The sequence below is a fragment of the Stenotrophomonas sp. ATs4 genome (genome assembly GCF_051861585.1).
GTDB lineage: Bacteria > Pseudomonadota > Gammaproteobacteria > Xanthomonadales > Xanthomonadaceae > Stenotrophomonas > Stenotrophomonas maltophilia_AS.
This window is the reverse complement of record NZ_JBLYPK010000009.1, coordinates 171,916-184,418: the sequence shown is the minus strand read 5'-3', so window position 1 is coordinate 184,418 and position 12,503 is coordinate 171,916. Positions and strand designations below refer to the sequence as shown.

At 66.2% G+C, this 12,503-nt stretch carries 9 protein-coding genes; 1 reads left to right on the top strand and 8 read right to left on the bottom strand.

All coding sequences use genetic code 11. The features are described 5' to 3' along the window. Window positions 1-100: 100 nt before the first annotated feature. The 3 genes from ABR323_RS16915 to ABR323_RS16905 all read right to left on the bottom strand — a co-directional run bounded on the left by ABR323_RS16915 (window position 101) and on the right by ABR323_RS16905 (window position 4,504). Window positions 101-2,830, bottom strand: a complete 2,730-nt coding sequence (locus ABR323_RS16915) for a TcfC E-set like domain-containing protein (protein ID WP_439450134.1) — start codon at window positions 2,828-2,830, stop codon at window positions 101-103. Window positions 2,831-2,890: 60 nt separating this feature from the next. Then, window positions 2,891-3,388 carry a CS1 type fimbrial major subunit gene (locus ABR323_RS16910; RefSeq protein ID WP_439450133.1) on the bottom strand — a complete coding sequence of 166 codons (498 nt, stop codon included), beginning with the start codon at window positions 3,386-3,388 and terminating at the stop codon, window positions 2,891-2,893. A 327-nt stretch (window positions 3,389-3,715) separates the two neighbouring features. After that, complete coding sequence (locus ABR323_RS16905; protein ID WP_439450132.1) at window positions 3,716-4,504, bottom strand: alpha/beta fold hydrolase; 789 nt, start codon at window positions 4,502-4,504, stop codon at window positions 3,716-3,718. A gap of 93 nt (window positions 4,505-4,597) precedes the next feature. On the opposite strand from ABR323_RS16905, the gene ABR323_RS16900 reads away from it, so the two are divergent. Continuing rightward, window positions 4,598-5,371, top strand: a complete 774-nt coding sequence (locus ABR323_RS16900; RefSeq protein WP_439450131.1) for an AraC family transcriptional regulator — start codon at window positions 4,598-4,600, stop codon at window positions 5,369-5,371. Between the two features lie 241 nt (window positions 5,372-5,612). Here the strand turns inward: ABR323_RS16900 and ABR323_RS16895 are convergent, their stop codons facing one another. The 5 genes from ABR323_RS16895 to recG all read right to left on the bottom strand — a co-directional run bounded on the left by ABR323_RS16895 (window position 5,613) and on the right by recG (window position 12,500). Continuing rightward, window positions 5,613-6,692, bottom strand: a complete 1,080-nt coding sequence (locus tag ABR323_RS16895) for a hypothetical protein (RefSeq protein ID WP_439450130.1) — start codon at window positions 6,690-6,692, stop codon at window positions 5,613-5,615. Between the two features lie 293 nt (window positions 6,693-6,985). Further along, entirely contained in the window at window positions 6,986-8,263 is a 1,278-nt protein-coding gene (locus ABR323_RS16890; RefSeq protein WP_439450129.1) for a citrate synthase, read from the bottom strand. Window positions 8,264-8,559: 296 nt separating this feature from the next. Continuing rightward, entirely contained in the window at window positions 8,560-8,802 is a 243-nt protein-coding gene (locus ABR323_RS16885) for a type B 50S ribosomal protein L31 (RefSeq protein ID WP_439450128.1), read from the bottom strand. A gap of 88 nt (window positions 8,803-8,890) precedes the next feature. Beyond that, window positions 8,891-9,829 carry a nucleoside hydrolase gene (locus ABR323_RS16880; RefSeq protein WP_439450127.1) on the bottom strand — a complete coding sequence of 313 codons (939 nt, stop codon included), beginning with the start codon at window positions 9,827-9,829 and terminating at the stop codon, window positions 8,891-8,893. Between the two features lie 559 nt (window positions 9,830-10,388). Beyond that, window positions 10,389-12,500 carry an ATP-dependent DNA helicase RecG gene (gene recG / locus ABR323_RS16875; protein ID WP_135274951.1) on the bottom strand — a complete coding sequence of 704 codons (2,112 nt, stop codon included), beginning with the start codon at window positions 12,498-12,500 and terminating at the stop codon, window positions 10,389-10,391. Window positions 12,501-12,503: the final 3 nt, after the last annotated feature.

Genomic DNA, 12,503 nt, shown 5'->3' with positions numbered 1-12,503 from the left:
TGGTCCGTCGGGTGCGTCTCCGGCGGCCACTGCGCCCACGCCCGTGGCATCACCAGCACCAGCGCACACACCAGCATCAACACACACATCCAACGCCGGCTCATGGCGTTCCTCCTGCAGCGGCGGTCTGGGGCGTGGCGGCAATCAACGCGCGTTCCTGCAGCAGGCGGGTCACCCGGGCCTGCTGGCGGATCTCGGGTGGCAGCTGGGCCACGGCCAGCGGCTCGCAGTGCACGGCGCCGACCAGCAGCACCACCTGTCGGCGCTCGCGCACCTGCAATGGGCAGTGCAGCAGGCGGTCGTCCTGCAGCAGGTACAGCGTTGTTTCGCGACGCGGGAAATCGGCAACGAAGCTGCCGTTGGCGCTGGTGCCGGGCACCGGCGCATTGAGGATGCGGGCGCCGCCCAGCGGCGCGCCGCCAAGGTCCTTGGCGCTGCCGATGAAGGTGTAGGTCACTTCGATCGGCACCGGCATGCGCATCAGCTTGCCGGGGGTGAGGAACATCGGCCGTGCACCGCCCACGCCGGTCACGCGGATCGCGGCGATGCTGTCCAGCGTGCTGGCATCCTGCACTTCGGCACGATGCGACTGGTACGACGACAACGGCAGCAGCCGACGCTCTCCAATCTGCAGGCGCTGTCGGCGCAGTCCGCCCACCTGCAGTTCGGCGGCCACACCACGCAGGTCCACGTCGTCGGAGCCGTCCACCTGCACGGCCAGACCGGCCTCGGCGCCGTTGGCGCCGCTCCAGTAGAAGCCACGGCGGCCGAGTGCGAAGCCGGAGCTGTGGCTGCCGCTGTAGCCCGTCTCGCCGCGTCCACGCTGCTCATAGTGCGCAATGCTGGCGGTGGTATTGCCGATGCCGTTCTGCAGCTGGCCACTCAGCGAGGCGCTGTAGCGGTCATTGTTGTTGGCGCGCAGTTCGGCGTTGAACTCGCGATAGTGCGTATCCCGTTCCTGGCGCAGGCTCTGTCCCACGCTGTAGTCGATGGCCGGGCGCTGATGCTGCGGCTGGCGCACGTCCACCGCATAGCGGCGCTGGCCATTGCTGTCATGGTTGCGCTGCAGGCGGGTCAGGCTGAGGTTGAAGTAGATGCCGCGGTCTCGCTCGTTGCTGCCACGCACGCTGTCGGTGCTGCGCTGCTGCCACAGGCCCACGCGCGTGGACACGCTGAAGTCCTGCCAGCGATGGCTGCGGCTGAAGCTGGCCTGCCAGGTGCGGCTGAGCACCGGCTCGCGGCGCGGCTCCAACGGGCCGGGCGGCAGCAGCGGATCGAGCCCGAACAACGGGTCCTGCTCGAATTCAGGCCGATGCCAGCCGGTGCGCCAGGTCTGCCGCCGGGTGTAGCCCACGTAGACGTTGCCGCCTGCCAGCGGCAGCGACACCGAGCCGCTGAGTGAGTTGGTGCAGCCCAGCTGGTCGCGCGCATCGGCCTCGAACTGGCAGGCCTTGCCGCGCATGCGCTGCTGGTAGAGATTCCACGACGCCTTGCGCCGGTACGACAGCTGGTGCTGCTGGCCATTGCTGCCATCGCTGCCACGCATGCCGCTGAGCGTGGCACGCATCTCATGCGTGGCCAGCACGCGGCGCAGGTCCACGCGCAGCTCACCGTAGCTGTGGCCACCGAGGTTGGCGGCACCGGCGGTAATGGACGCATCGCGGCCCAGCGGCATGCGCACGCCGGCCATTGCCACGCTTTCACCATCGAAGCGGTCGCTGCGGCGCTCGTTGCGGCGGCCGCCCTGCACGAACCACTGCCACTGGCTGTTGCTCCAGTCGCCGCCCTTGTCGAACGGCGCTTCCTCGGTGCGCACCAGTACGCCGTCCTCGTAGATGCGCATGCGTACCAGGTAGTTGCCGAACGGGAAATTGCGGGTGTCGATCTGGTTGATGCCGGCCTGCAGGTAGAAGGTCTGCAGCAGGCGCTCGCCGTCGAACACGTCGACGCGGGCATCGCGCGCCAGCAGCACCGTCAGTGGCGTGGCCTGCACGGCGGCGTCGGTGTCCACATAGGCCTGGGTGGTGCCCACGCGCGCGCCCTGGAAGCGGTCCAGCGGCAGCATGCTGAAACTGAAGGTGCCGCCCTGCGGGCTGGACAGGTTGCGGCGGTCCATGCGCCCGGCCTGCAGGTAGTGCGCCGGCCCCAGGTCATGGCGGTAATAGACGTTGTCGAACTGGAAGTCGTCGTCGCTGCCACGGCTGCGGTAGCGCTGCTGGGTGTAGTACCAGTCGGCGGACAGGTGGCCGCGATCAAAAAGGCCCAGCGTGCCCACGCCACGCGCGGACAGCGCCTGGTAGTCGCGACCACCGCTGACGTTGAGTGTCTGCTGGTGCAGGAAGGCGTTCTCGGCATTGGCCGTGACCTTGTGGTAACGCTCTGCGGCCGGTTCACCGGGAATCCACTGCCGCGCCACGAACAGACGCACGGCGCCCTCGCCTTCGTCGTACAGCGCGCGCGCGACGGCGGGGTCTTCGGGTGGATCGAGGTAGCCGCAACCGGCCGTGGCGCCGCCAAAGCGGCAGGCCAGGTGGCTGTTGCGCGGCAGCGGTTGCGACAGTGCCGGCAGCAATGCCGCCTGCGCTTCTGCAGGCAGGTCCAACGCCTGCAGCACGCGCGCGGGATCTTCCAGCTGCACGTGCTCCAGGGTCACGCGCACCGGTGACAGCCCGGCCGAGCGGCCGAACAGCTGGATGTCGAGTTGTTCGGTCTGGCCTTCAACCAGATCCTCAAAGCCAGCGGGGACGCCGTGGGCCGCTACCGAGGGGGTAGCCAGCGCAAGGGCGAGCGCGACCGCCAGCCGGGTAACGGCGGGGGCGTGTGGGGTCATGGGGGTACCGCTGCAGAAGCGGCCGGCCCGCAATGCGGGCCGGCGCGGGGAAGCCGTGAATCAGGGCTTCTGGTTCATGACGATGAAGACAACGCCTTCGTAGCGGCCGTTCACCGTAAGCGGGCCACCGGTACCGCCCTGGGCGATGGTCAGCGGCATGGGGATGGAGGCACCCGGGGTCGAGCTGGCGCCGTTGAACAGGTCGGCAGCCTTGAACTCGGTGACCGAGGTGCTCAGCGCATCAGAATTCAGGCTGACGGCCAGCGGCACGCGGGTGCTGCCATTGAGCAGCTCCGGATCGTGGCGGAGGCGAACCTGGATGTCCGCAGTTTCGTCATTGGAGTGGATGCGCACCTGCTGCGTCGACGGCAGCAGACCGCGCAGCGGATCGTGGGTCATCTGCACGGTATCCGGCAGCGGGGTGCCGTCCTCACGCAGCAGCGCCAGGGTCGGGTCGACGTCGGCGTAGACGGTGATCTTGGTTTCCAGCGCGTGCGCGGACAGCGAAGCAGTGGCCAGCGCTGCAGCGAGCGCGGCCTTCTTGAGAATGGCGTGCATGGGTGTCTCTCTCGGACAGGGGGAATATGAAAGCCCCCCTCCCCAAGGAGAAAGGGAGGGAGGCGCCGCCCGCAGAGGTGGTTGCAGGCGACGGAGAGAATGTTAGGAATCCATTGCCATGCAGACTATTCAAGCATTCCTAAAACGTTGAACGTTAAGGAGGATTCTTGAAGGTGTTCAATGTTTGAGGGTTATGCAATTCTCCTCATCCGTTGAATACAACAAACCTCATTGTCCTGTCCTTGTAGAGTCGACTGTTAGTCGACTGCTCTTCCGACACTGCGCGAAACACCCGCGCTGCGCGCGTGAGTCGAGCATGGCTCGACTCTACAATGGGTCATCCACGCACGGCGTGGATCTACTGGATGGGGTCAGGAAGGACTCCATGGCCGCCACCAATGCCAAGGGTGTCTCATTCATCGGGTAGTGCCCTGCACTTTCGATGACCTCCAGCGTCGCGTTTCGATAGCGGCACAGATAAGTCTTTTCCATCAGTGACCGGTTGAACGTTGGATCATTCCCGCCCACCACCACCTTCAACCGATGGTCGCCAACGATCTCATTGCTGAAATCCGTATCTGCCCACGCGGAAAGATAGGCAGAAAACGCACCGGGTGTGGAGCGCTCTATTGAGTAGCCGGCCTTCCAGTCCAACCAGGCTGCGGGCAGCCGCCCGCCGGTGCTGCGATCGATGATGGTCCGCCGGTTGGCGAGGCTGTCGGCGGCACTCTCCAGCAGGCGCCGCGTGGGCGCGTCATAGGCAATACCGCCGCAGGGGACGGGCGCGATGGCCAGCATGGACCGCACACGCTGTGGCGCGAGCACGGCAATGCGCTCGATCGCCATGCCTCCCATGGAATGCCCCACCGCGCTGAAGGTGTCGATCTGCAGCGCGTCGGCCAGCGCCAGCGCATCATGCGCCACCTCGTCGATGCTGAACTGACCCGTCGCATCGCGCATGCCTCCGTAGCCACGGCAATCCATGAAGACATAGCTGAATTGATCGCGCGACAGCCACGGCTCGATCGGTTCGAACGCATGCGCGTCGCCGAACCAGCCATGCAGGACCAGGACGAAGTGAGGCCCCTGCCCCACGCGATGAAAAGTGTTGGCCATGAAAGATCGCCACCGTCAGGATGAGTGTTGATGCTAGGCAGCGCAGGCGCGGCCCGCCGTCGATGGCGGGTCAACCGCTATAGAATCCGGGCCATGCGCAATTCGCTGCTCGATCCCTACGAAGACCTGCCGCGCGACGTCGTGGTGACCTCGAACGATTACGCGGCGGGGTCCCTGTTTCCCTGCCACGCCCATCGACGCGGGCAGTTCGCGTTCGCCGCGCGCGGCACCATCAGTGTGACGACACCGCAGGGGCGCTGGCTGGTGCCGCCACAGCGCGCCTGCTGGGTACCGGCCGGGCTGGCCCACGAAATGACGATGCGTGGGCCGGTAACGATGCTCAACGCCTTCCTTTCCATCCATGCGGCCGCTGCCGTAGCACTGCCAATGCACTGCCGCGTGTATGCGGTCTCTCCCTTGTTGCGGCAGCTGCTGGAGAATGCAGTGGACCTGCCGCCGCTCTACGACAAGGACGGGCGTGCGGGCAAGCTGATGCAATTGCTGGTGGCGGAGATCGCGTCGATGTCGACGCTTTCCCTGCACGCGCCATTGCCTGCCGATGCACGTCTTGCGCGCGTCTGCCGGGCGCTGTTCGATGCGCCCTCGCTCGCCATCGGGCTTGATGAGGTTGCCGCGGATGCGGGCATGAGTCGTCGTACGTTCACGCGGATGTTCCGCGCGGATACCGGGGTGAGCTTTGCCGAGTGGCGGCAGCAGGTGTGCCTGCTGGCGGCCATCGAACGACTGGGGCAAGGGCAGGCGGTGACACGTGTAGCACTGGATCTGGGGTATGCGAGCCCGAGCGCGTTTTCTGCGGCATTCCGGCGTGTGCTGGGGAGTTCGCCAAGCCGGTACGCGGAAGCGTAGTACCGGGCGCGCGTCTGGCCGCCGTGCGCGCTGCGCGCGGGAGTCGAGCATGGCTCAACTCTACAGATACGTGGCGTGGATCTGCTGGATGGCATCAGGCCGCCTTTCGGCGGCCTGATGGGGCTCACTCAACGACTCGATCTCAGAAGAAGATCGCGTACAGGATCAAAAGCGGAATCGGCACTCCTAAAAACCAGAGCAGAAGCGTCTTCATGGCAGGTCTCCTTGCAACAGATGCGGGTTACAGGTCACGGCGGCGGCCGCCCCAGGTGGCGCTGAGGCTGGCGAAGAACGCGCCGATCAGCAGAGTTATGAACAGCCACAGCGCGGCATAGGCCGTCGCCTTGCGGGCGTCATCGGCGGCCTTCTTGGCGGTGGTCTTGGCCTTCTCCAGCGCGGCACGCATACGCGTCTGCACATCGGTCACACGGGCCTGTGCTTCGGCAGGGCTCATGCCCGTCTCGCGCGCGATCAGCTGCGACAGGTACTGGGTATCGGCCGGGTCCAGACCATCGCCTTGCAGACTGTTGACGATGATGCGGTTCACTTCGGCACGCACTTCGCGATGGTCGCCCATCGGGCCATTGCCCGGCATCGGGCGCGGCGGCGGAGCCATGCGGCCATCGCGGGGGCCGGCGTTGGCGCTCGGCGACGGCGGCGCGGCCGGGTCCATCGGTGCTGCGCCCGGCGCACCCGGTGCCGGCGGTGCACCCGCAGCGTCCGGGCCCGGGTTGGTCGCATTGCGGAACAGCGAGTCGACCCAGTAGTTGAGGTCGCCTTCCGGCGCGGCGGCTGCGGCGCTGCCAGCCCCCGCAGCGGCAACACCGACAGTAGAGGCCGCCGCACCGGCGGTGGCACCGGCCACCTTCGCACCGGCGCCCAACACGCCACCGATGGCCGAGGTCAGCAGGCCGGCTGTCAGCAGCGTGGCCACAGCCCACGACACGAAGCCGTGTGCGGTGTCGCGGAAGTAGGTTTCATCGCCGTGGATCTGCGTCCACTTGGTTCGGAGGCGGCCAGCCAGATAGCCACCCAGGCCGGAGGCAGCCAGTGCGGTGAAGGTGAGCCAGGCGATGCTGGACCAACCGAAGGTTTCCTTGCTGACGCCTTCGAACGACCATGGCGACACCGACGACAGGCCAAGGCCAACGCCGAGGATCAGCAGGATGAGGGACAGCGCGGCGGCGGCGACGGCACCGGCGAAGATGGCGCCCCAGGACACGGCGCTTTCGCTGGGAGGGGCGACGATGGGGGAGGCGACGACAGCAGCGACGTCTGGTCCGAGCGGGCCGCGCTCGGGTGGGTCGAATCGGGTACTCATGAGATGGACGCTCCGGATCAGAGGCTGCGGATGCAGTTGGTGTCCTGAGGCTGCGCGAGCGATTGTGAAGCTGGCGAGACCCTTGAATCACGCGGTCTTGGCGCGGTGAAGATCGTGCCAACCAAGGTTGGCACCTACCAAATGCGGGTGCGGTGGTAGATCCACGCCATGCGTGGATGATTTTTTCGCGGGCGCCGAAATCGTGCGGACCAACGGTCCGCACCTACCGGGTCCGCTCCAAAAAAAAACGCCCCGCGGATGCGGGGCGTTCTCAGCACAACCTACGCGGGCGATCAGCCCTGATAGTCGCGCACGTCGCTGCCGGTGTAGACCTGGCGCGGACGGCCGATCTTCATTTCCGGATCGACCTGCTGTTCCAGCCAATGCGACACCCAGCCGGAGGTACGGCCCAGGGCGAACATGACGGTGAACATTTCGGTCGGGATCTGCAGCGCCTTGTAGATGATGCCGCTGTAGAAATCGACGTTCGGGTACAGCTTGCGGGCGACGAAGTACTCGTCCTGCAGCGCGGCCTGTTCCAGCTTCACGGCCACGTCCAGCAGCGGATCCTGCACGCCCAGCTGCTTGAGCACCTTGCCGGTCATCTCACCGATGACCTTCGCGCGCGGGTCGAAGTTCTTGTACACGCGGTGGCCGAAGCCCATCAGCCGGAAGCCGGAGGTCTTGTCCTTGGCCTTCAGAACGGCGGACTCGACGTTGTCGGCGGTGCCGATCTCTTCCAGCATCTTCAGCACGGCTTCGTTGGCACCGCCGTGGGCCGGACCCCACAGCGCGGTGACGCCAGCGGCGACCGACGCGTACGGGTTGGCACCGGTCGAGCCGACCAGACGCACGGTCGAGGTCGAGGCGTTCTGCTCGTGGTCGGCGTGCAGGATGAACAGCAGGTCCAGCGCCTTGACCACGTCCGGGTTCAGATCGTACTGGCCGTCAGCCGACTCGAAGGTCTGCTTCAGGAAGCGGCTGACGTAGTCCAGCGAGGTATCCGGCTTGTTGGCCGGCAGGCCCTTGCCGTGGCGGTAGATCAGCGCCGACAGCGTCGGCACCTTGGCGATCAGGCGCACGGCGGCCTGGCGGCGCTGTTCGGCGTCGGACAGGTCCAGCGAGGCGTGGTAGATGCCCGACAGCTGCGCGATGGCGGCGGTCAGGATGGCCATCGGATGAGCATCCTTGGCGAAGCTGCCGATCAGGGTGTTGATCGAGGCATCGACATTGGCTTCAGCGGCCAGCTCGTCGGTGAAGGCCTTCAGCTGCTCGGCGCTCGGGCGCTCGCCGTTGATCAGCAGGTAGGCCACTTCGACGTAGCTCGACTTTTCCGACAACTGTTCGATCGGGTAGCCGCGGTACAGCAGCACGCCCTTGTCGCCGTCGATGTAGGTGATGGCGGACTTGCAGCTGGCCGTCGCGGTGAAGCCGGAATCGTAGGTGAAATACCCCGTTTCCTTGGTCAGCTTCGCGATGTCGACGCAGTCGTTGCCAAGGGTGGGTTTGATGACGGGCAGAACGACCGACTTTTCGCCGGCGTTGAGCGTGACCTGATCAAGATCGGACACTGTGTGCGCTCCTTCATGGGAAGGCGCCTGCCCAAGCGCATTGGTCAGGCACGTGAATGACGTCCTCGGCCTGTGCCGGGGATCACGCCATTATCGCACAGCAGCATTTGCCCGGCGCTAGACAGAAGTCGTAGACGACAGGCGGCCAGACACCGGCCGTTGAGCGGCCCGGATCGGCAAAAGTGTTGTCATCCGAACGCAGTGTTCTGTCCATCCAAACGCCCGTTGGGCAGGCGTTGGGGAAAAACAAACGGCCGCGCAGAGCGCGGCCGTCGGTTCGAAGCTGGATCGACAGATCAGCGCGCGTAGCGCTTCTGGAACTTGTCGATACGGCCCGAGGTGTCGATGACCTTGTGCTTGCCCGTGTAGAACGGATGCGAAGCAGAGGAAATTTCAACCTTCACCAGCGGGTAGTCGTTGCCGTCTTCCCACTTGATGGTTTCCTTCGCGCTCATGGTCGAGCGGGTCAGGATCTTGAAATCGGAGGTGACGTCATGGAAGACGACGTCGCGGTAGTTCGGATGGATATCGGCCTTCATGGGCTCACACCGTAAATGGGCTGGTGGTCAAGAGCGGCATTATAAGCACCGGTTGCCGCCCAGGGCAACCGGTGCCGTGCAACAGAGGTCAGTCCGCGCCCAGGGCCTGACGGACCAGGGCCTCGAAACGCCGCTGGTCGTAGGCCATCAGCAGATCGCAGTTGTCCGGCTGGCCGGTCTGGCGGTTCCAGTCGACGATCGTGGCGCCGCGGCTGAACGTACCGTTCAGTTCCACGTTCAGCGGCCGCGACTCAACCTGCAGCTGCCCTTCCGGGTTCAGCGCCCAGGCCATGGCCACCGCGTCGGCGGTGTACCAACGGCCGCCCTTGCTGTCTTCGGACAGGCCACGGGTCTTGCGCGAGATCAGCTCGTAGAAGCGGGCACGGTCGGAGTCGGCCTGCAGCCACTTCTCGGCTTCGTCCAGCGGCAGGCCGTGAGCGACAGTGGCTTCCCAGTCCGACACCAGCAGGTGCTTGAACGAGGTGAACACCACGTGCGCTGCTTCCGGGTCGAAAGCGATGTTGAACTCGGCCGCCGGGGTGATGTTGCCGTGGCAGGTGACGGCGCCACCCATCACCACGATGCGCTTGATGCGCTCGGGCAGGGTCGGGTCCAGCTTCAGTGCCAGCGCCAGGTTGGTCAGCGGGCCGAGCATCACCAGCATCAGTTCGCCAGCGTGCTCGTGCGACAGGCGCAGGATCGCCAGCGCAGCATGTTCGGCTTCGGCCTGGCGGCTCGGCGGCGGCAGGTCGACATCGCCGTAGCCATCGCGGCCATGCACGTGGGCAGCATCAACGGAGGGATGCAGCAGCGGATCCGGGCTGCCGGCAAACACCGGTACGTCGGCGCGGCCGACGATGTCGCAGAGCTTGAGGGCGTTGCGTACGGTGTACTGCAGGCCGACATTGCCGGCGGCGATGGTCAGGGCGACCACGTCATGCCGTTCATCGGCAAAGGCCATCAGCAGGGCCAGGGCGTCGTCCACACCGGGGTCGGTGTCGATCAACAGGGGGATCTTGTGGGTCATCGTTGCCGTCTTCAGATCGGCAACGAAGTGTGGACCGGGAAGATGACCGTTGCAAGTACGGGAGGGTGGGGTTCGGCAGGGCTGCACCCTGCACCCGCAGAGGCAGGAGCAACGGCAACGGCAACAGCAACGGCAACGTCAAAAGCTGGTTTCCTGAGGATGGCGGGGCGGGTCCGGTTGCGGGGGACGCCGTAAACCCATCCTTGGGGGCTTGGCCGCGGCATCCATGCCGCGGACACCCCCGCAACCGGACCCACCCCGCCTTCGACAGATTTCCGCGGCTGTTGGTGGGTGTCGACCTTGGTCGACACATCCACGCAATGCGTGGATGAACATGGAAATGATCGAAAAAGCTCTCTGTAGAGACGAGCCATGCTCGACTCACGCGCGCAGCGCGAACAGCAGCCGAGCATGGCTCTACAGTAGATCCACGCCATGCGTGGATGTGTGGACCAAGGTCCACACCCACCAAGGCGGCAGTAGATCCACGCCATGCGTGGATGAGCATCCGGGGACCGGGTCAGAGCCCTTTGCTGGGCAAAGGGATCTGACCCCTCACTTACGCCGAGGCGTAACGTACGGCGGTGCCGATCCAGCGCTGCACCACGCGGTCAGCCAGCGCGGGCTGCTGGTCCAGCAGGCGCTCGGCCAGCGCGTGTACGCCGGGCAGCAGGCCTGCATCGCGGGCCAGATCGGCAATACGGAAACCGGCCAGACCGGTCTGTCGGGTGCCGAGCAGTTCGCCGGGGCCGCGCAGTTCCAGATCTTTTTCGGCAATGACGAAACCGTCGTTGGTTTCGCGCATGGTCTGCAGGCGCTCGCGCGCCATCTGCGAAAGCGGCGCCTGGTACAGCAGCACGCAGCGCGACACCGCCGAACCACGTCCAACGCGGCCACGCAGCTGGTGCAGCTGCGCCAGACCCAGACGCTCGGCGTTTTCGATCACCATCAACGAAGCATTGGGCACGTCCACGCCCACTTCGATGACCGTGGTCGCCACCAGCAGATCGATCTCGCCGGCCTTGAACGCCACCATCGTTGCCAGTTTTTCGGCCGCTTTCAGGCGGCCATGCACCAGGCCCACGCGCACGCCCGGCAGCAGCGCCTGCAGCGATTCGTAGGTAGCCTGTGCGGGCGTGGCGTCCAGCTCTTCGCTTTCCTCGATGAGCGTGCACACCCAGTACACCTGCCGCCCTTCCTGGCAGGCCAGCGCGATGCGCTCGATCAGCTCAGGACGGCGGTCGTTGTTGAGGGCGACGGTCTGGACCGGGGTGCGGCCCGGTGGCAGTTCGTCGATGGCCGATACATCCAGGTCGGCGTATTCGGACATCGCCAGCGTGCGCGGAATGGGCGTTGCGGTCATCACCAGCTGGTGCGGCACGCTGTTGTTGCCTGCGCCCTTGTCGCGCAGGGCCAACCGCTGGTGCACGCCGAAGCGGTGCTGCTCATCGACGATGGCCAGGGCCAGATCCTGGAACACCACCGCCTCCTGCATCAGCGCGTGGGTACCCACCACCACCTGTGCTTCGCCGTTGGCGACCTGTTCCATCACCTTGGCGCGCGCCTTGCCGGTGACCTTGCCGGCCAGCCAGGCGATGCGCACGCCGAGCGGTTCCAGCCAGCCGCGCAGGTTGTTGAGATGCTGCTCGGCCAGCAGTTCAGTCGGTGCAGCCAGCGCAACCTGCTTGCCCTGCTCCACTGCGAGCATCGCGGCCAGCGCGGCGACCACGGTCTTGCCGGAGCCGACGTCGCCCTGTACCAGCCGCAGCATCGGGCTGGGCCGTGCGAGGTCTTCGCGGATCTGCTTGAACACGCGCGCCTGTGCGCCGGTCAGGGCGAACGGCAGCTGCTTCAGCAATGCCTTGGCCAGCTTGCCGGGACCGGCCAGCGGCGGCGCATGATGTGCCTGCAAGGCAATGCGCTGGCGACGCAGGCTGAGGTGGTGGGCCAGCAGTTCTTCCATCGCCAGACGGCGCTGTGCCGGGTGGGTGCCGGCGGCCAGTGCGGCCAGGTCGGCATCCGGCGGCGGCCGGTGCACGGTCAGCAGCGCACTGCGCAGCGATGGCAGGCCGAGGCCATCAAGCCAATCTGCTGGCAGCAGTTCCAGCGTGCTTTCTTCCGGCAGGCGATCCAGGGCCTGGCCGATCAGCTTGCGCATCGTCATCGGGCCGACACCTTCGACGGTGGGATACACCGGGTCGAGGCGGTCGCCGAGTTCGGGATCGTCGTTGCGGCCCAGCACCTGGTAGCTGGGATGGACGATTTCCAGGCCGAGATGGCCGGGCTTGGGCGTGCCGAAGCAGCGCAGCCGGTTGCCAACCGCGAACTGGCCGACCTGCTGCTGGCGGAAGTGGAAGAAGCGCAGCACCAGGCTGCCCTGCCCTTCGTCTTCCACCGCTACCTTCAGCATCGGCCGGTAGCGCATGCCGCGCTCGACCGCGACCACCCGCACTTCCACCTGTGCCGGCACGCCGTTGCGCAGGTCTTCGATGCGGGTCAGGCGGGTGCGGTCTTCATAGCGCAGCGGCAGATGAAGCCAGAGATCCTGCAGGGTGGCCAAGCCACGCGCCTGCAGTTTGGCGGCCACGGCCGGACCCACGCCAGCAAGCATCGCCAGGGATGCTTCGCCGGACGGTGACAGGACCGGGGTGACCGCCGCCTTGCGTGCCACGTG